The 23,364-nt window shown below is 70.7% G+C and carries 25 protein-coding genes; 10 read left to right on the top strand and 15 right to left on the bottom strand.

What is annotated here, in order from left to right; translation table 11 throughout:
* Positions 1-17: 17 nt before the first annotated feature.
* Together FLX07_RS04970 and ppdK are read right to left on the bottom strand one after the other, a co-directional pair.
* The gene (locus FLX07_RS04970) at positions 18-1,349 is read right to left on the bottom strand and encodes a deoxyguanosinetriphosphate triphosphohydrolase (RefSeq protein WP_142568252.1); all 1,332 of its coding nucleotides are present in this window, start codon (positions 1,347-1,349) and stop codon (positions 18-20) included.
* A 155-nt stretch (positions 1,350-1,504) separates the two neighbouring features.
* Positions 1,505-4,180, bottom strand: coding sequence for a pyruvate, phosphate dikinase (gene ppdK, locus FLX07_RS04965; RefSeq protein ID WP_142568251.1), 2,676 nt, complete (start codon positions 4,178-4,180; stop codon positions 1,505-1,507).
* 503 nt (positions 4,181-4,683) lie between these two features.
* Between ppdK and FLX07_RS04960 the strand changes: the two genes are divergently transcribed.
* The gene (locus FLX07_RS04960; protein ID WP_142568887.1) at positions 4,684-6,141 is read left to right on the top strand and encodes an alpha/beta hydrolase; all 1,458 of its coding nucleotides are present in this window, start codon (positions 4,684-4,686) and stop codon (positions 6,139-6,141) included.
* A 101-nt stretch (positions 6,142-6,242) separates the two neighbouring features.
* Here the strand turns inward: FLX07_RS04960 and FLX07_RS04955 are convergent, their stop codons facing one another.
* The 4 genes from FLX07_RS04955 to FLX07_RS04940 all read right to left on the bottom strand — a co-directional run bounded on the left by FLX07_RS04955 (position 6,243) and on the right by FLX07_RS04940 (position 8,318).
* Positions 6,243-6,845 carry an ATP-dependent Clp protease proteolytic subunit gene (locus tag FLX07_RS04955; RefSeq protein ID WP_142568250.1) on the bottom strand — a complete coding sequence of 201 codons (603 nt, stop codon included), beginning with the start codon at positions 6,843-6,845 and terminating at the stop codon, positions 6,243-6,245.
* Positions 6,846-7,043: 198 nt separating this feature from the next.
* The gene (locus FLX07_RS36890) at positions 7,044-7,205 is read right to left on the bottom strand and encodes a YciI family protein (protein WP_223852727.1); all 162 of its coding nucleotides are present in this window, start codon (positions 7,203-7,205) and stop codon (positions 7,044-7,046) included.
* Positions 7,202-7,357: a hypothetical protein gene (locus tag FLX07_RS36885; protein ID WP_208762084.1), complete on the bottom strand. Its 156-nt coding sequence runs from the start codon at positions 7,355-7,357 to the stop codon at positions 7,202-7,204. Before FLX07_RS36885 ends, FLX07_RS36890 begins: the two co-directional genes overlap by 4 nt.
* Positions 7,358-7,739: 382 nt before the next feature.
* Positions 7,740-8,318 (bottom strand): hypothetical protein, encoded by a 579-nt coding sequence (locus tag FLX07_RS04940; RefSeq protein WP_142568249.1) that lies wholly within the window; start codon positions 8,316-8,318, stop codon positions 7,740-7,742.
* Between the two features lie 104 nt (positions 8,319-8,422).
* On the opposite strand from FLX07_RS04940, the gene FLX07_RS04935 reads away from it, so the two are divergent.
* On the top strand, positions 8,423-8,632 hold the full coding sequence (locus FLX07_RS04935) for a hypothetical protein (protein WP_142568248.1): 210 nt from the start codon (positions 8,423-8,425) through the stop codon (positions 8,630-8,632).
* Here FLX07_RS04935 and FLX07_RS04930 read toward each other — a convergent pair.
* Together FLX07_RS04930 and FLX07_RS04925 are read right to left on the bottom strand one after the other, a co-directional pair.
* The gene (locus tag FLX07_RS04930) at positions 8,622-10,007 is read right to left on the bottom strand and encodes a glycine--tRNA ligase (RefSeq protein ID WP_142568247.1); all 1,386 of its coding nucleotides are present in this window, start codon (positions 10,005-10,007) and stop codon (positions 8,622-8,624) included. The genes FLX07_RS04935 and FLX07_RS04930 overlap by 11 nt on opposite strands.
* Before the next feature lie 163 nt (positions 10,008-10,170).
* Entirely contained in the window at positions 10,171-10,488 is a 318-nt protein-coding gene (locus FLX07_RS04925) for an antibiotic biosynthesis monooxygenase family protein (protein ID WP_142568246.1), read from the bottom strand.
* A 191-nt stretch (positions 10,489-10,679) separates the two neighbouring features.
* Between FLX07_RS04925 and FLX07_RS04920 the strand changes: the two genes are divergently transcribed.
* The 3 genes from FLX07_RS04920 (at position 10,680) to FLX07_RS04910 (ending at position 12,194) form a co-directional block, all read left to right on the top strand.
* Complete coding sequence (locus FLX07_RS04920; protein ID WP_229689614.1) at positions 10,680-11,102, top strand: DUF6703 family protein; 423 nt, start codon at positions 10,680-10,682, stop codon at positions 11,100-11,102.
* 55 nt (positions 11,103-11,157) lie between these two features.
* The gene (locus tag FLX07_RS04915) at positions 11,158-11,568 is read left to right on the top strand and encodes a Fur family transcriptional regulator (RefSeq protein ID WP_142568245.1); all 411 of its coding nucleotides are present in this window, start codon (positions 11,158-11,160) and stop codon (positions 11,566-11,568) included.
* Between the two features lie 77 nt (positions 11,569-11,645).
* Positions 11,646-12,194, top strand: coding sequence for a CGNR zinc finger domain-containing protein (locus tag FLX07_RS04910; RefSeq protein WP_142568244.1), 549 nt, complete (start codon positions 11,646-11,648; stop codon positions 12,192-12,194).
* Positions 12,195-12,290: 96 nt separating this feature from the next.
* Here FLX07_RS04910 and FLX07_RS04905 read toward each other — a convergent pair whose 3' ends face one another.
* Positions 12,291-13,109: an isoprenyl transferase gene (locus tag FLX07_RS04905; protein WP_142568243.1), complete on the bottom strand. Its 819-nt coding sequence runs from the start codon at positions 13,107-13,109 to the stop codon at positions 12,291-12,293.
* Positions 13,110-13,209: 100 nt separating this feature from the next.
* Positions 13,210-13,977, bottom strand: coding sequence for a DNA repair protein RecO (gene recO / locus FLX07_RS04900; protein WP_142568242.1), 768 nt, complete (start codon positions 13,975-13,977; stop codon positions 13,210-13,212).
* A 266-nt stretch (positions 13,978-14,243) separates the two neighbouring features.
* Here recO and FLX07_RS38290 point away from each other — a divergent pair, with 266 nt between their 5' ends.
* The gene (locus tag FLX07_RS38290; RefSeq protein WP_142568241.1) at positions 14,244-15,851 is read left to right on the top strand and encodes a CDP-alcohol phosphatidyltransferase family protein; all 1,608 of its coding nucleotides are present in this window, start codon (positions 14,244-14,246) and stop codon (positions 15,849-15,851) included.
* A complete protein-coding gene (locus FLX07_RS38285; protein WP_142568240.1) occupies positions 15,848-16,558 on the top strand; it encodes a DUF5941 domain-containing protein in 711 nt (236 codons plus the stop codon). Before FLX07_RS38290 ends, FLX07_RS38285 begins: the two co-directional genes overlap by 4 nt.
* A 156-nt stretch (positions 16,559-16,714) precedes the next feature.
* Here FLX07_RS38285 and FLX07_RS04885 read toward each other — a convergent pair whose 3' ends face one another.
* The gene (locus FLX07_RS04885) at positions 16,715-17,212 is read right to left on the bottom strand and encodes an ATP-binding protein (RefSeq protein ID WP_142568239.1); all 498 of its coding nucleotides are present in this window, start codon (positions 17,210-17,212) and stop codon (positions 16,715-16,717) included.
* A gap of 223 nt (positions 17,213-17,435) precedes the next feature.
* Between FLX07_RS04885 and FLX07_RS04880 the strand changes: the two genes are divergently transcribed.
* On the top strand, positions 17,436-18,338 hold the full coding sequence (locus FLX07_RS04880; protein WP_142568238.1) for a helix-turn-helix domain-containing protein: 903 nt from the start codon (positions 17,436-17,438) through the stop codon (positions 18,336-18,338).
* 5 nt (positions 18,339-18,343) lie between these two features.
* Here FLX07_RS04880 and FLX07_RS04875 read toward each other — a convergent pair whose 3' ends face one another.
* The 3 genes from FLX07_RS04875 to FLX07_RS04865 all read right to left on the bottom strand — a co-directional run bounded on the left by FLX07_RS04875 (position 18,344) and on the right by FLX07_RS04865 (position 20,790).
* On the bottom strand, positions 18,344-19,243 hold the full coding sequence (locus tag FLX07_RS04875) for a LysR substrate-binding domain-containing protein (RefSeq protein WP_142568237.1): 900 nt from the start codon (positions 19,241-19,243) through the stop codon (positions 18,344-18,346).
* A 78-nt stretch (positions 19,244-19,321) separates the two neighbouring features.
* The gene (locus FLX07_RS04870) at positions 19,322-20,050 is read right to left on the bottom strand and encodes an ABC transporter permease (RefSeq protein ID WP_142568236.1); all 729 of its coding nucleotides are present in this window, start codon (positions 20,048-20,050) and stop codon (positions 19,322-19,324) included.
* Complete coding sequence (locus tag FLX07_RS04865) at positions 20,047-20,790, bottom strand: ABC transporter ATP-binding protein (RefSeq protein WP_142568235.1); 744 nt, start codon at positions 20,788-20,790, stop codon at positions 20,047-20,049. The genes FLX07_RS04870 and FLX07_RS04865 overlap by 4 nt, the downstream gene beginning before the upstream one ends.
* Positions 20,791-20,854: 64 nt before the next feature.
* On the opposite strand from FLX07_RS04865, the gene FLX07_RS04860 reads away from it, so the two are divergent.
* The gene (locus FLX07_RS04860) at positions 20,855-21,547 is read left to right on the top strand and encodes a TetR/AcrR family transcriptional regulator (protein ID WP_142568234.1); all 693 of its coding nucleotides are present in this window, start codon (positions 20,855-20,857) and stop codon (positions 21,545-21,547) included.
* On the opposite strand, the gene FLX07_RS04855 is transcribed toward FLX07_RS04860, so the two are convergent.
* Complete coding sequence (locus tag FLX07_RS04855; RefSeq protein ID WP_223852728.1) at positions 21,501-22,187, bottom strand: TetR/AcrR family transcriptional regulator; 687 nt, start codon at positions 22,185-22,187, stop codon at positions 21,501-21,503. The two genes, FLX07_RS04860 and FLX07_RS04855, sit on opposite strands and share 47 nt — an antisense overlap.
* Positions 22,188-22,314: 127 nt before the next feature.
* On the opposite strand from FLX07_RS04855, the gene FLX07_RS04850 reads away from it, so the two are divergent.
* Positions 22,315-23,337 carry a DMT family transporter gene (locus tag FLX07_RS04850; RefSeq protein ID WP_142568233.1) on the top strand — a complete coding sequence of 341 codons (1,023 nt, stop codon included), beginning with the start codon at positions 22,315-22,317 and terminating at the stop codon, positions 23,335-23,337.
* Positions 23,338-23,364 lie beyond the last annotated feature (27 nt).

The following is a 23,364-nucleotide window of genomic DNA, read 5'->3' as shown; positions in this document are numbered from 1 at the left end:
TGAGGTGGCGCGGCGGGTCAGCCGGCCCTGAGGCGGCGCGTGGCCGTCGACAGGCGGCGGTGCAGGCCCATGGCGGAGGAGTCGGTCAGTGAGGCGATCTGGTCGACCACCGCGCGCAGTCGTCCCGCGTCGTCGGCGGCCTGCTCGAACTGTGGCCGCAGGGCGGGCTCCAGCGTCGCCGGGGCGCCGCGCAGGATGAGGTCGCCCAGCTCTGCGATGATCTCGCGCTGCCGGGCCTGGACGGCGTGGTGGGCCTCCCTGGACATCACGTAGCGGCCCGTCACTCCCTTGAGCAGCGCGCACTCCAGGCGGGTCATCCTCGGCACCACCAGGTCGGCGTCGTACCGGTTGCGGCCGCCCGCGCCCTCCCTGCCCGCCCCGCCCTCCCTGCCTCCCGGCGTGGGGTGGCAGCCGTACGCCTCGCGCGTGGCGTTCTGGGCCGAGCGGCACAGCCGGCCGATGAGCGCGCTGGTGAGCCGCTTGAGCGCGGCGAGATCGGCGAGTCCGGCGTCGAAGGCGGCCGGCCACAGCGGCTCGGCGAGCAGCCGGGAGAAGGTCTCCGACAGTTCCTCCACGCCCGCGTCGGGCGCGTGCCACTCCCTCGTCAGGCGGCACACCTCCAGCCGCTCCTCCGGGTCGCGCAGGGCCGCCATCGTGACGTGGCCGCACGTCAGCGCGTCCTCCAGGTCGTGCACCGAGTAGGCCACGTCGTCGGCCCAGTCCATGATCTGCGCCTCGAAGCCGACCGCGTAGTCGGGCGCCCCCTCCCGCACCCAGCGGAAGACCGCCAGGTCGTCGGGGTAGACGCAGTACGGCCGGCCCTCGGCGGCGAGCGGGACGCCGGGGACCCGGCAGGAGGACCCGGCCCAGGGATACTTGCAGACCGAGTCGAGCGCGGCCCGGGTGAGGTTGAGCCCGGCGCTGCGGCCGTCCTCGGTGATGACCTTGGCCTCCAGCCGGGTCAGCAGGCGCAGGTTCTGCGCGTTGCCCTGGAACCCGCCGCACGGCGCGGCCAGTTCGTCGAGGGCGGCCTCCCCGTTGTGGCCGAACGGGGGATGGCCGAGGTCGTGGGCGAGGCAGGCGGTCTCCACCAGGTCGGGGTCGCAGCCGAGGACCCTGCCCATCTCCCGGCCGATCTGCGCGCACTCCAGGGAGTGGGTCAGCCGTGTGCGGGGGCTGTGCAGGCCGGTGCAGTCGGCGGGGGCCACCACCTGCGTCTTGGCGGCGAGCCTGCGCAGCGAGGCGCTGTGGAGCACGCGTGCCCGGTCCCGCTCGAACGCGCTCCGCTCGGGGTTGCCCGGCGGCTCCGGCACCCACCGTGCCTGGTCGTGCTCGTCGTAGCGGGCCATCCATCCCCCTTCCCTGTGGCAAGCCCCGTGGCAGCGGGGAATGGAGCGTACCCGCGAAGGTCCGGTTTCACGACAGATCCGGTTATCCGATGGGAGATTGCCCCCTTACCTGGTAAGCAGCCGCGAGTGACGCCCGGGTTCTCCCGCCAGGCGCGTCAGCATCCCGTGCCGGACCGCGCGCAGGCCAGTGCGGCGCGGCCCGCCTCCAGCCGGGCGACCGGAATGCGGAACGGCGAGCAGGAGACGTAGTCGAGGCCGATCTCGTGGCAGAAGTGCACCGAATCGGGATCCCCGCCGTGCTCGCCGCAGATGCCGAGCTTGAGGCCGGGCCGGGTCCGCCTGCCCTCCTCGACCGCGGTCCGCATCAGACGGCCGACGCCCTCGCGGTCGATGGACTCGAACGGCGAGACCCCGAAGACGCCCAGGTCGAGGTACGCGCCGAAGAAGGCGCTCTCCACGTCGTCGCGGGAGAAGCCCCAGGTCATCTGGGTGAGGTCGTTGGTGCCGAACGAGAAGAACTCGGCGGCCTCGGCGATCTGCCCAGCCGTCAGCGCCGCCCTCGGCACCTCGATCATCGTGCCGATCGCCGCCGCCACGCCCGCCTCGGCGAGGATCCGCTCCGCTTCGTCCCTGACGATCTCCAGCTCCTGCACCGCGCCGACCAGCGGCATCATGATCTCCGCCCGCGCGCCCTCCACCCGGCGGGCCGCCGCGGCGATGGCCCGCACCTGCATGGCGAACAGGCCGGGGATCGTCAGGCCGAGCCGCACGCCGCGCAGGCCGAGCATGGGGTTCTGCTCGTGCAGCCGCTTGACCGCGTCGAGGAGCCTCCGGTCCCGATCGTCCGCCCCGTCCTCCGTCCTGACCCCCGGCCTGTCCCCCGCCCTGTCCCCCGCGAGGGCCACCTTCACGGCCAGGTCGGTGAGGTCGGGCAGGAACTCGTGCAGCGGCGGGTCGATCAGCCGGATCGTCACCGGCAGCCCGCGCATGGCCGTGAAGATGCCGGTGAAGTCGCCGGTCTGCAGCGGTTCGAGCGCGTCGAGCGCGGCCTGCCGGGCCTCCGGCGTCGTGGCCAGGATCAGGTCCTCGACGAGCCGCCGCCGCTCCCCCAGGAACATGTGCTCCGTACGGCACAGCCCGATGCCCTCGGCGCCGTAGCGGCGGGCGCGGTCGGCGTCCTCGGGGGTGTCGGCGTTGGCCCGTACGGCGAGGCGGCGCGCGGAGTCGGCGTGGCGCATGATCCGGTCGACGGCCCGCACCAGCTCGTCCTCGGCGGGCTCGCCCTCGAAATACTTCGCCACCGGCGAGGCGGTGACGGGAACCTCACCGAGGTACACGGCTCCGGTGCCGCCGTCGATCGAGATGACGTCGCCCTCGTCGACGACGACCCCGCCGGGCGCGGTGAACCGGCGGGCGTGCGGATCGACCTCCAGTTCCTCGGCCCCGCACACGCAGGTCTTGCCCATGCCGCGCGCCACCACGGCGGCGTGGGAGGTCTTGCCGCCTCTGGAGGTGAGCACGCCGTGAGCCGCGATCATCCCGGCCAGGTCGTCGGGGTTGGTCTCCCGCCGCACGAGGATGACCGCCTCCCCCCGCGCGGCCAGCTCGACCGCCCGCTCGGAGCTGAAGACGGCCCTGCCCGCGGCGGCGCCGGGCGAGGCGTTCATGCCGGTGGTCAGCCTGCGGTTGCCCGCCGTCGCGGCGAAGCGGGGGAACATGAGCTGGGCGAGCTGGTCACCGGTGACCCGGGTGACCGCCTCGTCCATGTCGATCAGGCCCTCGTCCACCAGCTGGGTGGCCATGCAGAAGGCGGCGGCGGCCGTGCGCTTGCCGACCCGGGTCTGCAGCATCCACAGCTTGCCGCGCTCGATCGTGAACTCGATGTCGCATAGGTCGCGGTAGTGCCGCTCCAGCGTCGCCATGATGCCGAGGAGCTCGCGGTAGGCCCCCGGGTTGATGGTCTCCAGCTCCTGCAGGGGGACGGTGTTGCGGATGCCGGCGACGACGTCCTCGCCCTGGGCGTTGCGCAGGTAGTCGCCGTAGACGCCCTGGCGTCCCGAGCCGGGGTCGCGGGTGAAGGCGACTCCGGTGCCGGAGTCCGGGCCCATGTTGCCGAACACCATGGCGACGACGTTGACGGCGGTGCCGAGGTCGGCGGGGATGCGCTCCTGGCGGCGGTAGAGGATCGCGCGCGGGGCGTTCCAGGAGTCGAAGACCGCCCTGACGGCGAGGTCCATCTGCTCCCGGGGGTCGGCGGGGAAGTCGCGGCCCGCCCGCTCCCGGACGATGCCCTTGAAGGTCTCGACCACCCGCTGGAGGTCGGCGGCGTCGAGGTCGGTGTCGTCCCGCTCGCCCTTGAGCTCGTCCATCGCGTCCTCGAACAGCTCGCCGTCGATGCCCAGGACGGTCTTGCCGAACATCTGGATGAGCCGGCGGTAGGAGTCCCACGCGAAACGGTCGTTGCCCGACTGCTTGGCCAGGCCCAGGACGGAGTCGTCGTTGAGGCCGATGTCGAGGACCGTCTCCATCATCCCGGGCATCGAGAACTTCGCCCCCGACCTCACGCTGACCAGCAGCGGGTCGTCCGCCTGACCGAGGCGCTTGCCCATCCGCGCCTCAAGGACGGCGAGGTGCTCGCCGATCTCCCCCTCCAGCCCGTCGGGCGTGCCGCCGTGCCGCAGGTAGTGGCGGCACGCCTCGGCGGTGATCGTGAAGCCGGGAGGCACGGGGAGACCGAGGTTGGTCATTTCCGCCAGATTGGCGCCCTTGCCACCGAGTAGGTCCTTGAGGTCCTTGTTGCCCTCGGTGAAGTCGTAAACGTACTTGGGCATGCGACGCTCCTTCGCCGACTTCAATAAAACCGCGAACGCGGCCCGCAAACGGACTGTACCTGGGAAAAGCAGCACCAAACCTCACCCTTCGCCACATATGGCGTCTAAGCAGGTGGAAGGCATGGGAGAGGTCTAATCCAATTAAACAACGGCCATCTTCTCGACGATCGCGCACTGGTGTAAACCAATGCGCCGCCAAGGACGGCCCTCCAGGTTTCGCATCACGCGAGGGGAAATGGTTTAGACCATTATGCGGTAAGGCGAGTTCCGGTGAGTCGGCCGTGCGGTCGCGACGACATGCGATATAAACGAGACACCCTCCGAATACAGTCGAACACGGAGGGTTGTCAGTGTCGCGAGCGTTGTCGCGTGAGGTTCCGGAGCGAGCGATATCGGCGCGAGTGGCGGCGCGGGGAACGGCCGCGCGGAGCGGTACGTCGCAGGGAACGCCCGCGTGGATGCGGGCGGTGCGGGGAACGGCCGCGCGTAGGGTCTGGCCGGTGATGGCGGTGGCGGTCGCCGGGCTCGGTGCGATGGCGGCGACCGCCGGCTGCGGGGGCGCGCGAGTCACCCCGGAGGGGTACGCGTCGAGCACGCCCTCCCTGTCCTGGAAGGCCTGCGAGGAGACGGCCTCCTCCTCCGGCTTCGAGTGCGCCACACTCCAGGTGCCCCTCGACTACGCCAAGCCGGAGGGCAAGAAGATCGGCATCGCCCTGGTCCGGCTGCGGGCCACCGACCAGAGCCGGCGGATCGGCTCCCTGGTCTTCAACTTCGGCGGTCCCGGCGGCTCCGGGGTCACGACGCTCATCAACGCGGCCCACGCGTTCTCCGCTCTGAACAGCCGCTACGACCTCGTCAGCTTCGACCCGCGCGGCGTGGAGCGCAGCAGCGGCATCCGCTGTCTCAGCGGCCCTCAGATGGACCAGTACATGAGCAGGGAGCCCAGCGAGACCCTCGCGACCGAGACCACGCTCGTCAAGGGATTCGCCCAGGGGTGCGAGCGCAACGCGGGCTGGATCCTGCCCTACGTCGGCACCGTCAACGCGGCACGCGACATGGAGTCGCTGCGGGCGGCCCTCGGCGACCCGCGCCTCAACTACCTCGGCTTTTCCTACGGCACCCACCTCGGGGCGGTGTACGCCACGCAGTTCCCGAAGAAGGTGGGGCGGATGGTGCTCGACTCGGCCGTCGATCCCTCGGTCACCATGCTCGACATGGCCAAGACGCAGGCCCTCGGCTTCCAGAAGGCGTACGAGGACTATCTGGCCGACTGCACCAAGACGCGGACGAGTTGCCCGCTCGGCGCCGACGCCGCCGCCGCGAACGCGACCGTGCTGAAGCTTCTCGACACCCTGGCCCGCACGCCTGGCAAGGTGGGCTCCCGCACGGTCACCGAGGACATCGCGAGGGCGGGCATCACCCAGGCGCTCTACAGCAAGTACACCTGGCCGCTGCTGACCGAGGCGCTGAGCGAAGGCAGCAAGGGCAAGTACGACGGCCTGCTCGCGCTGGCCGACCAGTATGCCGGGCGGCAGCCGAATGGCACCTACTCGACCCTGCAGTTCTCGCTGCCGTCGGTGCTGTGCGTCGACAGCACCGACCGCCCCTCGGTCGCCCAGGCCGAGGAGCTGGCCCGGCGGCTGGAGAAGAGGAGCCCGATCTTCGCCTCGACCGCGATCAGCGCGGGATCGTGCAGCGTCTGGCCGGTACGCGGAGACGACGCGGCCAGGCACGTCGACGCCACCGGGTCCAATCCCATCCTGGTGGTCGGCGTCACGAACGACCCGGCGACGCCGTACCAGTGGGCGCCGCGGCTGACCGAGCAGCTGCGCACGGCCGTGCTGCTGACGCTGAACGGCGAGGGCCACGGCGCGTACGGCCAGAACCAGTGCATAGACGACAAGGTCAACGCCTACCTGCTGGAGGGGACGGTCCCGGCCAAGGGGACGCGCTGCGGCTGAGCGCGCTCCCCCGCCCGTTCACGACACCATCCACCGCGCCATCCACGGCGTCACAGTGCCGCTCACATGTGCCGCTCGCTCCGGCGATCAGTGCGCCGCTCTCACCGTGCCGTACGCAGGGCGCCGAGCCCGGCAACCACGTGGTCGACGATGCCGTACTCCCTGGCCTCCTCGGCGGTGAACCACCGGTCGCGGTCTGAGTCCGCCTCGATGCGTTCGAGCGGCTGGCCGGTGTGGAAGGCGATGCGCTCGGCCAGGGTCTTCTTCGTGTGCAGCATCTGCTCGGCCTGGATCGCGATGTCGGCCGCCGTGCCGCCGATGCCGCCGAGCGGCTGGTGCATCATGACGCGCGCGTGCGGCAGGGCGTACCGCTTGCCCGGCGCGCCGGCGCACAGCAGGAACTGTCCCATCGAGGCGGCAAGGCCCATGCCCACGGTGACGACGTCGTTCGGCACGTACTGCATGACGTCGTAAATCGCCAGACCGGCCGACACGGAGCCACCGGGGGAATTGATGTAAAGGCTGATGTCCCGCGCGGAGTCCTCCGCGGTCAGCAGCAGCAGTTGCGCGCAGATCCGGTTGGCGATGTCGTCGTCGACCTCCTGGCCGAGCACGAGGATGCGCCGTTCCAGCAGCTTGCGGCCAAGATCGCCGGAGCCGAACCGGTCGCCGGCGGGGCCGCCTGAGCGCGCGTGGTGGTCCATCTGGTCTCCCTGTTTCGATAGTCGGGTTATGCCGCGACATTAGTCCCGGAACCCGGGAAGAGGACGGTCTATTTCACTGTCAGCACATTTTCGCCATGGGCAAATTACGCTACAAGCATATTCCGCGCCGTCAGCCTCGATCTTTCGCGCGTATCGGTGGCCGAGACCGAATACGACTCCCGGCGAGGCCGAGGCCCGTCAGCCGGCAGGGTCGTACTGGAACGCGCGGACCTCCTGCACGCACCGGCACGCGACCGCGATCTTCGCGGCCCACTCCAGTGCCGTCTCGCGGGACGGCAGCTCCAAAACGGTGTAGCCGCCTTCGATCTGCCGCGTCTGAGGGTATGTGCCCTCGGTCACGGCCCCGTCCCCGTCCCCGTCCACCATGACAGGCGGAACGCTTTCGTCGATGCCTCCTGCACCACGGCGTGCGCCGCGTCCGCGGCCGCCTGCAGCTCCTCGTTGGAAAGGACCATGGCGGCGCTCGGAAACGAGATCAGATACTTCGTCATCGCGTCGACTCCCTCTTGGTTCCTCAGAGATCGCACCCATCTTCGCCGACACCGGCGCGCCAGGCGTGAGGTTGCCAGGATGAGGTTGTGCCGCTAACACGTCGCGGGCGACGGTCTCGATCACGCGGTTGGCGCCCTCAGAAGCCTGCGTCGGTGATGCCGGTGTGGATGACCGCGAGGATCTCGGGGCCACCAGGTCTCGACCGTGCTCGCCAGGCGTTCGAGTTCGGCCAGGCCGGAGGCGGCGCATCGGTCGTAGAAGCGGAACAGCCGGTCGACGATGACGGCGCACAGTTCATACAGGCCCGGGCTCGCCGAGGGCCGAGGGACCCTCCGTGAGGACGTCGAGTGCGTCCCACTACGGCAGAAGCGGAGCGTGTTGTCAGGCGGCCCTGGAATTCGCCTTCTCGATGTGCTCGACAGCGAGAGCGGCCATTCGGCGAGCCGTTTTCTGGACCTGTTCCGCTTCCTTGGCGCCTTCCGTCCCGTAGACGGAGTAATCCACGGTGATCGTCGCGTTCCCTGCACGGACGAACACCACGTATCCCGACGGCGCTTGCCTCTCCACCGCCTCGTCCCCGATGTCAGGAAGCTTGGTGACCTTCATAGAAGGGTTTGTGGGGTGGGCCATCTCGTCCAGCCAGGCTGCGGCGGCCTCCTGCCCCGAGCTCTGGGAAGTCGCAGTGCGCAGCTCGTACTTCACGTCCAGTTGGATGTCGGCGCCTGTGTCGTTCGAAGCCCACCGCGCCCAACTGCTGTCGGGCAAGTGCAGCCCGGCCTGCTTGCTCACGAAGCGCTTCAGTCGGTCGATCCCTTGGTCCCCGCTGGTGAGGAGGGCCTCGCTCCGGGGAAGCACGGCGTACGGGTCGTCACGCCCCTGATACATGGGCATGAGGAAAGACCATGCGGCCCACCCGCCAACGGCTAATACGGCCAGGACGGCCAGAGCGGCGACGAGCATGGGTTTTCCCCGCCGCCTGGTTCGCATATCCGCAGCATGTGTCACGGCTCGCTGGTGCTGGTCGGCCAATACGGGAGACCAGGCCCCCGCTGACCACGATCGACATGAACCTGCAGATCGGTGCACTGGAGATCCTCAACGAGGACGCCGAGCAACGGGCCGCCGCGACATCCAGCAGCCGAGATCGGGGCGCGCTCCGCGCCCGGCGGCGCATGCAGATCGTTGCCGTGGTCGGACGGCCCCAGACGCTCACGCAAAAGGCGCCTGTCCGGAAATTTCCGGACAGGCGCCTTGTCGCGATGATCAATCGTTGAGGTGCTGGCGCAGGTACGACTCGACCTGGTCGAGCGCGACCCGCTGCTGGGCCATGGTGTCCCGCTCGCGGATCGTCACGGCCTGGTCCTCCAGGGTGTCGAAGTCGACCGTGATCGCGAACGGCGTGCCGATCTCGTCCTGGCGGCGGTAGCGGCGGCCGATGGCCCCCGCGTCGTCGAAGTCCACGTTCCACCGGCGGCGCAGCCGGGCCGCGAGGTCCCGGGCCTTCGGCGACAGGTCGGCGTTGCGCGACAGCGGCAGCACCGCGACCTTCACCGGGGCGAGGCGGTGGTCGAGGCGCATCACGGTCCGCTCCTCCATCACGCCCTTGGCGTTGGGCGCCTCGTCGACCGTGTATGCGTCGAGAAGGAAGGTCAGCGTCGCGCGGTCCACACCGGCCGCCGGCTCGATGACGTACGGCACGTAGCGCTCGCCCGACTCCTGCTCGAAGAACGACAGGTCGGTGCCGGACGCCTTGCCGTGCGCGGTGAGGTCGAAGTCGGTGCGGTTGGCGATGCCCTCCAGCTCACCCCACTCGCCGCCGGCGAAGTTGAAGCGGTACTCGATGTCCACGGTCCGCTTCGCGTAGTGGGACAGCTTCTCCTTCGGGTGCTCGTAGAGCCGGAGGTTGTCCTTGTTGATGCCGAGGTCCACGTACCAGCGCAGGCGCTCGTCGATCCAGTACTGGTGCCACTCCTCGTCCGTGCCGGGCTTGACGAAGAACTCCATCTCCATCTGCTCGAACTCGCGGGTGCGGAAGATGAAGTTGCCCGGGGTGATCTCGTTGCGGAACGACTTTCCGACCTGGCCGATGCCGAACGGGACCTTCCTGCGGGCCGACTGCTGGACGTTGAGGTAGTTGATGAAGATGCCCTGGGCGGTCTCCGGCCGCAGGTACGCCAGGCCCGACTCGTCCTCGATCGGGCCGAGGAACGTCTTCAGCAGGCCGCTGAACTGCTTCGGCTGGGTGAAGGCGCCCTTGTTGCCGCAGTTCGGGCAGGTGATGTCGGCCAAGCCGCCCGCCGGCTCACTGCCGTGCTTGGCCTCGTACGCCTCGACGAGGTGGTCGGCGCGGTAGCGCTTGTGACACGACTGGCACTCGGTGAGCGGGTCGGTGAAGGTCTCGACGTGGCCGCTGGCCTGCCAGACCTCGCGGGCGAGGATGACGCAGGAGTCGAGGCCGACGACATCGTCGCGGCCCTGCACCATGGCCTTCCACCACTCGCGCTTCACGTTGTTCTTGAGCTCGACACCGAGGGGGCCGTAGTCCCAGGACGCCCGCAGGCCTCCGTAGATCTCGCTCGACGGAAAGACGAGCCCGCGGCGCTTGGCGAGGCTGACGATCGTTTCCAAGACGTCGGTGCGACGTGCCATCAGTGGAACTCCATCCGGCTGGGTGTCGGCGTTGAGATCGGGGTCAGCGGTGCGATGCTCGCTGAAGCGGGCGGGCCGGCCCTGCCGCGTGCCGCGGCCGCGGGACGTCCGGCCACCTGCCCGGATCCGTGCTCAAGCTTAGGGGAATCCGGCGCCCCCGCGCTCAAGCCTTGCCCACGGTCCCCGCGCTCGCCCCTTCACCCGGCAGCGCGTAGACGCCCTCGAAGGCGCTGGGCTCGTTGATCATAAGGGTCATCAGGGGATACATGACCATGCGGGCCGCCGACAGGGCGCGCCGATAGTAGCCCGCGCCCTCCCATTCGCTGACCACCGCCCACAGGGCCGGCTCGTCCACCGACCGGCCGATCTGCCCGCGCAGGTATCCCGGCTGCGCGGCAAGCAGATCGAGGATGGCGCGCGCCTGGGCGGCGAACTCGTCGGCGCGGGCGCCCGGCACCGAGTAACGGATCACGGCGAGCATGCCGCCCAGCATGCCACCCCTCGCGTACGCAGTGCCGGGGAGGGGCGGGTGGGGCACCGCGGGGAGGCGCCGCTCGGACGGCGCGACAGGGCGAACAGGCCGGGCGAACAGGCAGGGCGACGCGACAGGGCGAACGGGCCGGGCGAACAGACGGGGCGAAGATTGGCGGGATGGGCACTAGGCTCGAACGCGTGGGAAGCGAAACCGAACCGCCGCGCCGTCAGGTGCCGACCCACCCTCTGGCGAGGAGGCCTCCCGCCGGGGGGAACGCGGCGGCCCCGCGGGTGCGGCGGCCGCTGCCGCCGGGCGAGCAGTTCTTCACGCCCGGCGCCACCGGGCTGCGGGCGGCGTTCGAGCGCAGGAGCGCCGCGCCGCTGGTCTTCCTGTTCCAGCTGCCCCGCTGGGTGGTCCCTCTGGTCATGGTGGCCCTGCTGATCGCCGGGCTGGTGGTGCCCGACTGGCGTGGCGGGCTGGCCGTGCTTCCGGTGCTCGCGTTCATCGGCTGCCTGGCCTACCTGTCGTGGCCCTCGCTGCGTCCGGTGGGCCGGGTGCTGCGCGTGGCGGTCATGACGTTCCTGGTCCTCCTCGCCGCCACCCGTTTCGGCCTGATCTGACGCAGACCGACTTACTCTGGTAGGTCGTAGGGCGAAGCCGTACACAGGAGTCCTGATGACGAAGAGCCGCGACGCCGTTCACGAGATCCTCTGCCAGAGCCGGGGGTTCCGCAGCGCGCAGGACGTGTTCGCCGAGATGCGCGCGGTCGGCTCGAAGATCGGCCTGACGACCGTGTACCGAGCGCTCCAGTCCCTCTCCGACGCCGGCCGGGTCGACGTTCTGCGCACCGACGAGGGCGAGTCGGTCTACCGGGCCTGTCAGACCGACACGCATCACCACCACCTCGTGTGCCGGGAGTGCGGGCGCACCATCGAGGTGGCCGGGCCGGATGTCGAGCGCTGGGCCGAGGTCGTCGGAGCCGAGCACGGCTTCATCGACGTCACCCACACCGTGGAAATCTTCGGCACCTGTTCCTCGTGCGCGGAGGCGGCCAGGTCCCGCGCCGAGGCGGCCGGAAAGAGCTGACCCCACCCCGCGCGGGCTGCCCGAGAGGTACGCTGCCTGCGCCGCCACAGGGACCGCCGCGACAAAAGGGAGATGGCGTGCCGTTCAGCCATGACATGGTGTACTCGCTGGCGACGGTGGTGGACCTCATCAACACCGGCGCCGACGAGCCCGACGGGCTGGCCGAGGTCGGCGACCTGGAGGAGTTCGTCCGCCGGCGAGAGGTCAGCGGAGTCGAGGCGGTGACCTCGCGTGACCTCGGCGAGGTCCGGGCCCTGCGCGAGGAGTTCCACGCCGTTTTCACCGCGCCGGACCAGTCGGCGGCGGTCGGCCTGCTCAACACGCTGCTGCAGCGCACCCGCATCACGCCGCACCTCGCCGAGCACGACGGCCACCCCCTCCACGTCCACTACTTCGCGCCGGGCGCGTCGGTCGCCGAGCACCTGGCCGCCGACTGCGGCGTCGCCCTCGCGCACGTGCTCGTGGAGAACGAGCGGGATCGCCTGCGGACGTGCGCGGCCCCCGACTGCTCCAACGTCTTCGTGGACGAGTCGAGGAACCGCTCCCGCGTCTACTGTGACAGCCGCACCTGCGGGAACCGCATGCACGTCGCCGCGTATCGGGCCCGCCGCCGAGACGCCTCCTGACACCGGGCCCGCCGGCGCCGCGACTCGGCGCCGCGCCGGGGACTCGGTGCTGGGGAATCGGTGCCGTGATTCAGCACCGGGAATCGGTGCCGTGATTCAGTGCCGTGATTCAGTGCCGTGCCGGAGTTCCGGGCCGACGTTCTGCGCCGCCTCGTTCGGAATGGCCCCGCCGTATCTGCGGTCGCGCTTGGCGTAGATATCGCACGCCTCCCACAGGTCGCGCCGGTCGAAGTCGGGCCACAGCTGGTTGAGGAAGACCATCTCGGCGTACGCGGACTGCCAGAGCAGGAAGTTCGAGGTGCGCTGCTCGCCGGACGAACGCAGGAACAGGTCCACGTCCGGGATCTCCGGCTCGTCCAGATAGCGGGCGAAGGTCTTCTCCGAGACCTTGTCGGCCTTGACCCGGCCCGCGGCGATGTCGCGGGCGAGCCGCACCGCCGCGTCCACGATCTCCGCGCGGCCGCCGTAGTTCACGCAGAACTGGAGGGTCAGCGTGCTGTTGCCGACCGTCATCCGCTCGGCGTCCTCAAGCTCCTTGATCACGCTCTTCCAGAGCCGCCCGGGACGTCCGGCCCAGCGGACCCGTACGCCCATCGCGTTGAGCTGGTCGCGCCGCCGGCGGATGACGTCACGGTTGAACCCCATGAGGAAGCGCACCTCGTCGGGCGAGCGTCTCCAGTTCTCCGTGGAGAAGGCGTACGCCGACAGGTAGGGGACGCCGATCTCGATGGCGCCCTCGATGACGTCGAACAGCGACGCCTCGCCCATCTTGTGCCCCTCGGTCCTGGGCAGCCCGCGCGACTTGGCCCAGCGGCCGTTGCCATCCATGACGATCGCCACGTGTCGCGGCAGCAGGTCGCGCGGGATGGCGGGCGGGGTGGCTCCGGACGGGTGCGGCGAGGGAGGACGGACCATGTACCGAGGGTATTGCGTCCGAACCGGTCCTCAGGCGCGGGAGACGTGCGGATCCCGTGCGCATCGCGTGCGCATTCCGTGCGTCCCCCGCGAAGGCCGGTCAGATGATCCTCGCCTCGCCTGCGGTCACCTGGCCCGGCCACTCCCGTTCCACATGACGCAGCGAGCGGATGCCGTGCTCCAGGTGCCACTGCAGGTATGCGGCGACCAGGCCGCTGCACTCGGTGCGGTGCCGGGGCTCGGAGGCGTCGGCGGCCGTCCAGTCGCCGCGCAGCAGGGCGATCATCAGCGCGATCGTCTCCGCGGCGGGCACCGCGGCGCCGGCCGGGCGGCACGCGCCGCACACCACGCCGCCGGCGACGATCGCGAAGGCGCGCACGGCCTCCGCGCCGCATCGCGCGCACTCCGACAGCGCGGGGGCGTAGCCCGCGACGGCCAGTGAGCGCAGGAAGAACGCGTCGAGCACCAGCCGGGCCTCGTGACCGTCCTCGGCGAGCGTGCGCAGTCCGCCCACCAGCAGCAGGAACTGCCGCAGCGCCGGCTCCTTCTCGCCCACCGTCAGCCGGTCGGCCGTCTCCAGCATCGCGGTCCCCGCGGTGTACTTGGCGTAGTCGGCCACGATCGGCCCGCCGTACGGACGCAGGGTCTCGACCTGGGTGATCACGTCGAGCGACCTGCCGCTGTGGAGTTGCAGGTCGACATGGGAGAACGGCTCCAGCCGCGCGCCGAAGCGCGACATGGTCCTGCGCACGCCCTTGGCCACGCCGCGGACCTTGCCGGTGCGCCGGGTGAGGATCGTGATGATGCGGTCGGCCTCACCCAGCTTCTGGGTGCGCAGCACGACGCCCTCGTCCCGGTAGAGGCTCACCCCGCCATCGTATGGGTGCGCGCGAGCGGTCGCCCGGTCAGTCGGTCATTCGCCCTGTCGAGGAGCATGAATGGTGAAAATTCGGTAATGATCCGGCGACGATGCCGGGTGACGAACCCCACCCAAGCTGTACATCCAGGGACCGTACGGTAAACCTGGGATGCATCGGTTCAACCGAAAGGTCACTAAGCTTTGGCCTCCGGCGGACTTCCCCGCGCCGGTCAAGCCTGAGGGCCTGATCTCCCCCCGTTGCGTGAAAGGTTGCCATGACCCGCGTGGTCCTGCTGGGCGCCCCGCCCGGCCCGATCAGTCCCCCGCCGCTCGGCGGTCAGCCCGCCCTGCCCGCGGACATCACGCTGCAATCGCTGCCCGGGGCCCCCTCCGCGTACGACAGGCTGCTCGCGCAGGCCGCCGCTCTGGACCCCGAGCCGACGACGATCGCCCGGCCGGGGGACGCCGCCGCCTACCAGAGGCCGTACGGCCGGGTGGTGCAGAGCCGTGACGTCGCTGGCGACCTGCGCGCGCTGGCCGACGCGGTCGAGGGCGCCGAGGAGAACCTGCTGATCCTCCCGGCCGACTCGCTGGTGCACGACGAGCTGATCTACCAGATCACCAAGGCCAAGCGGGGGGCCATCGCACTGGTCGTCCGCCAGCAGCGCGAGGAAGTGGACGAGAACGCGCCGCCGGCGGAGGAGACGGAGGAGGTGCCGATCGAGGAGGCGGAGCCCGAGATCGGCGAAAAGGTCATCGAGGGGCTTCCCCAGCGCACGCGCATCGGCCGGAGCCGGATCGTCTCGGTCGGCACCGCCTACCACGCGGTGACCCGGCCGAACGCGGCACTGCTCGGGCCGCTCCACCTCCACCAGCGGCACCTGCCGACCCTCGCCGAGGTCGCCCGCGAACTGGCGGACATGGCCCACCTGTTCGGTCCCGAGGACGACGTGACCGAGCTTCTCGTGCTCGGCCTGATCCGCCGCGGTGTGTCGGTGGGCCGGCGGGGTCGCCGTGACCTGTTCTTCCGCCGCATCCGCAGCCAGGCCGAGGCCGACGAGGCGCTGGCGGAGATGGCGGGGTACAACGAGGACCGGGCCCGGCTGAACAACGCCGTGAAGGGCGCCGACGGCTTCTTCACCACGTTCTTCGTCAGCACCTACTCGCGCTTCATCGCCCGCTGGGCGGCCCGCCGCGGGCTCACGCCCAACCAGGTGACGCTGATCTCGATCGCCCTCGGTCTGCTGTCGGCCGGCGCGTTCGCCACCGGCACCCGCTGGGGGGCGGTGGCCGGGGCGGTGCTCATCTACTTCGCGTTCGTCTTCGACTGCGTGGACGGCCAGGTCGCCCGCTACGCGCGCAAGTTCGGCGTGCTCGGCGCCTGGCTGGACGCCACGTTCGACCGGTTCAAGGAATACGCCGTCTTCGTCGGCCTGGCGGTCGGCGCGACGGTGTCCGGACAGTTCGGCGACGGTGAGGGCGTCTGGACGCTGGCGCTGGTCGCGGTCGCCCTCCAGTCGGTCAAGCATCTGCTGGACTTCTCGTTCGGCGCGGCCAACCGGCGCAAGGCGCCCGTGCCGCTGCCGACGCTGGACCTGACGGTCGCCGACGACCGTCCGTTGCGGGAGGCGCTGGAGCAGCGCAGGGCGAGCCGGAACACCGGCGTGCGCGGGCTGCTGAAGCTCTGGACCAAGGCCGGCAAGTTCCGCCTGGTCCACTGGGCCCGCAAGATGATCGTGTTCCCCATCGGCGAGCGCTTCGCCGCGATCGCGATCACCGCCGCGTTCTTCAACCCCCGGGTGACGTTCCTCACGCTGATCGTCTGGGGCGGAATCGCGGCCACCTACACCCTCACCGGACGTCTCCTGAGGTCGCTCGCATGATCACTCAGCCGCAGACCATCACGCCACTGCCGGACCCGGACGAGGAGCGCCGCCGCGTCCAGACCGCGCGCCTGCTCGCCTACCGCGACGACGGCCCGCTCGCCGGCGCGCTGAAGGGCTCCCTGGGCCGGCTGCTGCCGCCCGTGCCCGCGACCGTGGTGGCGCTGATCGCGATCGTGGCGCTGGCCGTCGCCGGCACCCTCACCGACGGCCCGATCCTGTTCGTGCCCGTCGCCGTGCTGCTCGTGCTGGTCCTGCCCACCGCCGGCCGCGACCACCTGGGCCGCTTCGACTGGCTCACTCCCCCGCTGCTGCGTGCGGCCGAGTTCGGGACGATCATCCTGCTCGGGCTGGCCGAGGACACGCCCAAGTGGCTGCTGTTCGTGCTGCTCTACGTGATCGGTTACCACACGTACGACACCGTCTACCGCACCCGGCAGGGCATCTGGCCCCCTGCCTGGCTGTACCAGGCTGGGCTGGGCTGGGAGGTCCGCCTGCTGATCCTGGGGGTGGGCGCCGCCGCCGGATGGCTGACCCCCGTGGCGGCCGTCCTCACGGCGTACCTGCTGGTGCTGTTCGCGATCGAGAGCATCACGAGCTGGGTCCGGCTGGACAAGGCCTCCGCGCAGGCCCAGGCCGACCAGGATCTGGAGCAGTCGCCCGAGGAGGCCGCCGAGCAGGTCACCGGCGAGGCCGAGCAGGGCTGAGCCGGGCTGAGCCGGGCGCGCCGCGTCAGGCCCCGCGCTGCGGCAGGACCGCCACCGCTGTCTTCGCGACGCCGAACGCGATGACAGTGGTGGCGCACTCCGCCCAGCAGGCGCTCCGCTCCGCCCGCGCCCGGCCGGCGACGGATCGGGGGCCCGTCACGAGGCGCGCGAGGTGTCGAACAGCGCCCAGACCACTTTGCCGCCGCCGCCGCGGGTGAGGATCCAGCCCCACGCCGCGGTCAGCGCCTCGACCAGGTGCAGCCCCCGGCCCGACTCCGACAGATCGTTCCAGGGCGAGACCGCGGGCACCCGCTCGCTGGCGTCGCTCACGCCGCAGCCGATATGAAACCGGTGCTTCACCAGCCTCAGCCGGATCGGCGGGGCGTCCGCGGGGTCACCGGGAACGTGCCGCAACGCGTTGGTCACCAACTCGGACACCACAATCTGCACGTCCGGCACGAGGCCGGGGACGCCCCAGCCGCACAACGTCCTGGCGGTGAAGTCACGTGCCGCGGCGGCGGACGCGGCCCGCCCCTGAAAGGTGCACGTGGCCGGCGGAGGCAGGGACGAACCGGCGACGTCGTCCCGCTCGAACATCGAGGTCAACCACGGAGGCGCTGTCGCGGCTCCCGGGCCCGCCAGGTCTGCTGTCATCGCCGATCCCTCAGGTCTCACTCATTACATGATGTGAATTTCCCTGCCGTCGTGTATCTTGCCCTGTGCCTTGCGGATGCAAGCACGCGTGCACGTGCAAATGTCGCGCGTCCCCCGACTTTCCGTGGAAGTTCCTAGAAAAGACGGCCTCCCCCCGGTCCGGTAGGATGATCAATCCGATTGGTTCACCAGGAATCCTTCCGGGAGCGCCGCCAATGGAGCGATCGTGAACGCACAGGCGGGCCACACCGCCCCCGTACCCGCCGGGACCGCGCGCGGCGGCCCGACGGCCCTGCGACTCCTGCTCGGGGCCCAGCTCAGGCGGCTACGCCGGGAGAGCGGCATCACCCCGGAGAAGGCGGCCCGTGCCATCCGCGGGTCGCACGCCAAGATCAGCAGGCTCGAGCTCGGCCGGGTCGGCTTCAAGGAGCGGGACGTCGCCGACCTGCTCACCCTCTACGGGCTCACCGACCCCGACGACCGTGCCGTGCTGCTCGACCTCGCGCGGCAGGCGAACATCCCCGGCTGGTGGCACAAGTACAGCGACGTGCTGCCGGGCTGGTTCGAGTTCTACGTCGGGCTGGAGGAGGCGGCGTCCGTCATCCGCTGCTATGAGCTGCAGTTCGTGCCCACGCTGCTGCAGACGCCCGAGTACGCGCGGGCCCTCGTCCTGCGGAGCAACGCGGGCCGGTCCTCCGACGACGTCGACCGGCGCGTGGACCTGCGGATGCGCCGACAGGAGCGGCTGACCGGGCCCGAGGCGGCGACCCTGTGGGCCGTGATGGACGAGGGGGCGCTGCGCCGTCCGATCGGCGGCCGGAAGGTGATGCGGGCCCAGCTGGAACACCTCGTCGAGGTGACGAAGCAGCCGAACATCACGCTGCAGATCGTGCCGTTCGACCACGGCGGGCACGCCACGTGCGGAGGGCCCTTCACGATCCTGCGCTTCGAAGCGCCCGAGCTGCCCGACGTCGTCTACCTGGAGCAGCTCACCAGCGCCCTCTATCTGGACAAGCCCGAGGACACCGAGGCGTACACGCAGGTGATGAACGCGGTGTGTGTGGACGCCCGACCGGCCACGCAGACCGGCGCGTTCCTGGAGACGCTGCTCGCCGACCTCGGGTGAGTGAGCTACCTCCTGGAGAAGAACGCCTGACAGGTCTCGGCGAAGGCGACCGCCCGGGCGGTGGGCCGCACGCCGCGCACCGAGGCGAGCACGACGTCGAGCGTGGGCACGTCGTCGCTGATCGGGACGCACGCGACCCGGCCGCCGTCGTAGGTCTGGTCGTTGTCGGCCCGCTGGTTGAGTATCGAGTAGCCGTGCCCGCCCGCCACCAGTGAGCGCGCCGTCTCGTAGCTCGACGTGCGGAACCGCACGCGCGGCTCGGTGGGGTAGATGGCCCGGAAGTAGTCGCGGCTGCGCGGCAGGTCCAGCAGGATCATCGGCTCGCCCGCCAGGTCCGTCAGCGACACCGCCTCCGCCCGGGCCAGGGGATGCTCCGGCGGCAGCAACGCGTACGGCCTGGCCCGGGTGAGCGTCCGGATGTCGAGGTCGAGGGCGAGGTCGATGGCGTAGACGAGCGCGACCTCGCACCGCCCGTCGAGCAGGGCCGACTCCATGGCGGATATCTCGCCCTCCGCGACGCTGACCCGCACCCCGGGATACTTCTCGGCGAACTCGCGCAGCAGCCGGGACAGGTAGAACGGCGCGAGCGTGGTCAGGCAGCCGACGGCGAGCTCACCGGTCAGCGATCCCGCGAGGCCGCGCGCCGACTGGGCGAGCGCCGCGGCGTGGGACAGGAACTCCCTGGCCTCGACGAGGAAGCGCTCGCCCGCGCGGGTCAGCGACAGGCCGCGGGCGTGGTGGCGGATCAGGAGCTGGACGCCCAGCTCCCGCTCCACCTGGGCGATGGCGGCCGAGATCGCCGACTGCGCCACCATGAGTTCCCTGCTGGCCGCGGTCATGCTGCCGAGCTCGGCCGCGGTTACGAAGTAACGCAGCTGGACGAGGGTGAAGTTGACGTCCGCCACGCACCCATTGTGACCGTCCCCGTGTCCGGCGGCCCCCGCAAACGGGTATCAACTTCGAATGCCTTTTCCTACCCCTGATCAGGCGTTTTCCTTTTGGAAACGCCTGGTGCCCAGGGTAACGCCCAGGACGGCGAAGGCCAGGGACACGATGACCCCCCACAACAGGGCCGGCGAGGCGTAGGAACCGGCGAAAAGCGCGCGCAGCCCCTCGACCGCGTAGCGGAACGGCGTGAGCCGCGACACCACGTCGAGCCAGGCGGGGGCGAGCGACATCGGCAGCAGTGCGCCCGACAGCAGCATCAGGGGGACCACCAGCGTGGACATCACGGGCGCGAACAGCTCCTGTCGCAGCGTGAGAGCCGCCGTGTACGACAGCGACGCCATGCCGACCGACAGCACGGTGGTCAGCAGCAGCGCCGTCAGCACCCCCGCGAGCGGCGCCCGCAGGCCCAGCGCGTACGCGGCCACGATGATGGCCACCGCCTGGACCAGCAGCACGACGCTGTCCTTGAGCACCCGGCCGAGCAGCAGCGTCACCCTGCTCACCGGCGTGACCCGCAGCCGTTCGAGCACGCCGAACCGCTGGTCGAAGACGATGCTGAAGCCCGACATTCCCGCGCTCGTCAGCCCGAGCTGCACCAGCAGGCCGGGCACGAGGACGGCCCACGAGCCCACGCCGCTCCGGTCGAACAGCGGGCCGAACAACACGAGGTAGAGGAACGGCTGCAGGGCGCTGAAGACCAGGCTGAACCTGTTGCCGAACGCGACGCGCAGATAGTGCCCCGTCAGGGCGGCGAGGGCGGTCACGCGGTGGCCGCCTCGCGCAACTCGCGGCCGGTGACCGCGAGGAAGACGTCGTCGAGCGTGCGCGCGCCGTGCTCGGACTTCAGCTCGTCCGGGGTGCCCTCGGCGACGATCCGGCCGTGATCGATGATCAGGACGCGGTCGCAGAGTGCGTCGGCCTCCTCCAGGTAGTGGGTCGTGAGGAAGACCGTCAGGCCGTCCCGCTCGCGCAGCCGCCGCACGTGCTCCCACAGGTTGGCGCGGCTCTGCGGGTCGAGCCCGGTCGTGGGCTCGTCGAGGAAGAGCAGCTCGGGCCGGTGGAGCAGGCCTATCGCGATGTCCAGCCGGCGCTTCTGGCCGCCCGACATCGTGGCCGTCGTACGCTCCTCGACCTCGGGCAGGTCCAGCTCGGCGAGCAGGGTGGTCACCCGTTCGCGGGCCTGCTCCCTGTTCAGGCCGTACAGACGGGCCTGAAGCACGAGCTCCTCCCCCACCGGAGAGAACGGCGCGAACGCCCCGCCCTGGGCGACGTAGCCGATGCGGCGGCGTACGGCCGTGGGGTCGGCGAACAGGTCGGCGCCGGCGACCGTGGCGGTGCCGGACGTGGGGCGCAGCAGCGTGGTCAGCATGCGCAGCGTGGTGGTCTTGCCCGCGCCGTTCGGTCCGAGGAAGCCGACGATCTCCCCCGCGGAGACGTCGAGATCGATCCCCCGGACGGCCTCGACCGGGCCGAAGGTCTTGGTGAGCCCTCTGGCGTGAATCATGCCGGGTAGAGTAACACCAAATTTGGTGTCACTTAAAGTTTGTGCTCGCCCTTACAATCGAGGCGTGGCAGAGGGCCTGCGGGAGCGGAAGAAGCGGGAGACCCGGCAGCGGATCGCCGACGTGGCGATGGGGCTGTTCCTGCAACGCGGGTTCGACAACGTCACCGTGGCCGAGGTGGCCAGAGCCGCCGACGTGTCGGTCAACACGGTGTTCAACTACTTCCGCACCAAGGAGGACCTGTTCCTCGACCGCGGCGAGGAGAGCGAGGACATGCTGGCCCGGGCCGTGCGCGAGCGCCGCGCGGGCGAGACGGCGGTCGAGGCGGTGCGGCGCGACTTCTTCGAGGCCCTCGACGCCGGCGACTGGCGTTACGGGATGAGCGAGGGCCTGGACCTGTTCACGCAGCGGGTGCGGGAAAGCTTGGCGCTCCAGTCACGGGTGCGCATGCTCGATGTCAACCGGGAGGACCGGCTGGCCCGGACGCTCGCCGAGGAGACCGACGCCGATCCCGACGACCTGACCCCCCGTCTGGTGGCGGCGCAGATCTGCGCCGCCGTCCGCACGCTGACCCGCCACTTCGCCATGCGGCAGACGGCAGGCGAGGACGCGGCGCTGATCAGGGCGGACGTCAGGGAGCACGCCGAGCGCGCCTTCGACCTCCTGGAGCGCGGGGTCGGCGGCTATTGCCCGCGGCCCGAGCCGGGAACGCTCAGCCTCCCGCGAGTCGCCGAGCGCTCCACACCAGCGCCTCGGTGATGCGGGCCTGCGACAGGCCCAAGGTGTGCCGCTGGAACTGGTAGACCTCGGGCGCGAGCGGCGCCAGCGCGGCGTCCGCCATCCCCTCCGGGTCCGGCACCCGCGCCTCGGTCATCAGCATCCGCACGTGCGCGCGCCAGAAGCGGTAGGCGCCGGTGCCGAACCGCGCGCTCCCGATCTCGGCTCCTAGCACGAGGTGCAGGTGACGCTCCAGTAGGTCGATCATGGCGACATAGAACGCGGCCAGCCGGTCGGCCGGGCAGGCCCCCGGGCCGAGCGGCGGCGGGCCGTTCAGGATGTGTCCCTGCACCTGCCGCTCGTGCTCGTCGAGGAGAGCCGTCGCGATCGACGCGGGGTCCGGATAGCGCCGGTAGAGCGTGGCCCGTCCCACCCCCGCCGCCTTGGCGATCTCGTCCATCGTGACGTGCCGCGCGTCCCTCGTCGCGAAGAGCTGTTCGGCCGCCTTCAGCACGCGCATGCGGTTGCGCGCGGCGTCGGCCCGTTCCCGTACCGGCGCCGGGGGACCCGGTTCGAGGTCGAGCACGGGCAGTTCCCGGCCGGCGCCGGCCGGGATGGTCCCCTCCGACGGAACGCGGCCGTTCCTCCGATTCCCGCCGGGATCCATCAACCCGTTGGCCATGAGGCCATGGTAGCCCCCTGCCAGAACTATGTGGACATCGCGTCCACTTTGTCTTACGCTCATCCGGACACCATGTCCGGTTCTGATCCGGCTTCTCGAAATCCGGTTCTCTAGAAGAGGGATCGCGATGCATGCCCTGTTCCTCGCCTCGGCGCTGCTGGTCGGCTGCTTACTAGCAGTGCAAGCCTCGGTGAATCTCCAGCTCAACAAGGCCGTGGGGACGCCGTACGGCGCCTCGACCCTGCAGTTGGGCGTGGCGACGGCCCTGCTGGCCCTCCTCGCGGTCGCCGTCGGCGCGATCGGCGCGGTCCGCTTCATTCCCGGCGTACCCTTCTGGCACCTGCTCGGGGGTCTGGCCAGCCCGCTCTACATCACCAGCGGGATCCTGCTCTTCCCCCGCCTCGGCGCGCTGGCCGCGGCGGGCCTGTTCGTGACCGGCCAGATGTTCGCGTCGCTGGGGCTCGACCTGTTCGGCCTGTTCGGCATCACGCGCAAGCCGCTCAGCGTCGGCATCGCGCTCGGCGCGCTCGCGGTCCTCGCCGGCATCACGGTCATCATCCGGGGACAGCGCCCGGCCCAGTCGCCGCCCGCGGCTGGACCGGCGCCCGGCGGCGCGGCCGGCACGGCCGCCCGTGGGGGGACGGCCACCGTCACCGCCGCGGCGCCTACGGCCGTACGCAGCAGCGGGAGCCTCGGCCAGAGCGGCTGGATCCTGCTGGGCATCGTGGCCGGTGCGGTCCTGCCGGTGCAGGGAGCGGTCAACGCCGAGCTGCGCAAGGACATCCACGAGCCGGTGACCACCGCGATGATCAGCTTCATCGTGGCCACGATCACCATCGCCGTGGTGCTGCTCGTCCTGCTGGCGACGCGCCGCACCCCCCGGCCGCAGCTCGGCGGGCTGCGCACGATGCCCTGGTGGGGCTGGCTCGGCGGCGCCTGCGCCGCGGCGTATGTCACCGCGACCTTCACGCTCATCCCGACGATCGGCGCCGCCACCACCGTGGCGCTGACCGTGACCGGCCAGCAGGTCGCCTCGGCGGTGATCGACAACTACGGCTTCCTGCGACTGCCCCGCCGCCCGCTCAACGCGCCGCGCCTGTCCGGTCTCGCCCTGCTCATCGTCGGCTCGGTGCTGGTCCAGCTCACCTGATTCACCTCACCTGAGTCAGCTCACCGC

Origin of the sequence: Microbispora bryophytorum (genome assembly GCF_006874465.1) — a bacterium.
GTDB lineage: Bacteria > Actinomycetota > Actinomycetes > Streptosporangiales > Streptosporangiaceae > Microbispora > Microbispora bryophytorum.
This window is presented reverse-complemented; position numbering and strand designations above follow the sequence as displayed.

Bases quoted from the DNA above. Each gene is read 5' to 3' on its own strand.
- FLX07_RS04970 (WP_142568252.1), bottom strand. From the start codon at position 1,349: ATGGCCCGCTACGACGAGCACGACCAGGCACGGTGGGTGCCGGAGCCG.
- ppdK (WP_142568251.1), bottom strand. From the start codon at position 4,180: ATGCCCAAGTACGTTTACGACTTCACCGAGGGCAACAAGGACCTCAAG.
- FLX07_RS04960 (WP_142568887.1), top strand. From the start codon at position 4,684: ATGGCGGTGGCGGTCGCCGGGCTCGGTGCGATGGCGGCGACCGCCGGC.
- FLX07_RS04955 (WP_142568250.1), bottom strand. From the start codon at position 6,845: ATGGACCACCACGCGCGCTCAGGCGGCCCCGCCGGCGACCGGTTCGGC.
- FLX07_RS36885 (WP_208762084.1), bottom strand. From the start codon at position 7,357: ATGACGAAGTATCTGATCTCGTTTCCGAGCGCCGCCATGGTCCTTTCC.
- FLX07_RS04940 (WP_142568249.1), bottom strand. From the start codon at position 8,318: ATGCTCGTCGCCGCTCTGGCCGTCCTGGCCGTATTAGCCGTTGGCGGG.
- FLX07_RS04935 (WP_142568248.1), top strand. From the start codon at position 8,423: ATGAACCTGCAGATCGGTGCACTGGAGATCCTCAACGAGGACGCCGAG.
- FLX07_RS04930 (WP_142568247.1), bottom strand. From the start codon at position 10,007: ATGGCACGTCGCACCGACGTCTTGGAAACGATCGTCAGCCTCGCCAAG.
- FLX07_RS04925 (WP_142568246.1), bottom strand. From the start codon at position 10,488: ATGCTCGCCGTGATCCGTTACTCGGTGCCGGGCGCCCGCGCCGACGAG.
- FLX07_RS04915 (WP_142568245.1), top strand. From the start codon at position 11,158: ATGACGAAGAGCCGCGACGCCGTTCACGAGATCCTCTGCCAGAGCCGG.
- FLX07_RS04905 (WP_142568243.1), bottom strand. From the start codon at position 13,109: ATGGTCCGTCCTCCCTCGCCGCACCCGTCCGGAGCCACCCCGCCCGCC.
- FLX07_RS38290 (WP_142568241.1), top strand. From the start codon at position 14,244: ATGACCCGCGTGGTCCTGCTGGGCGCCCCGCCCGGCCCGATCAGTCCC.
- FLX07_RS38285 (WP_142568240.1), top strand. From the start codon at position 15,848: ATGATCACTCAGCCGCAGACCATCACGCCACTGCCGGACCCGGACGAG.
- FLX07_RS04885 (WP_142568239.1), bottom strand. From the start codon at position 17,212: ATGACAGCAGACCTGGCGGGCCCGGGAGCCGCGACAGCGCCTCCGTGG.
- FLX07_RS04865 (WP_142568235.1), bottom strand. From the start codon at position 20,790: ATGATTCACGCCAGAGGGCTCACCAAGACCTTCGGCCCGGTCGAGGCC.
- FLX07_RS04855 (WP_223852728.1), bottom strand. From the start codon at position 22,187: ATGGCCAACGGGTTGATGGATCCCGGCGGGAATCGGAGGAACGGCCGC.
- FLX07_RS04850 (WP_142568233.1), top strand. From the start codon at position 22,315: ATGCATGCCCTGTTCCTCGCCTCGGCGCTGCTGGTCGGCTGCTTACTA.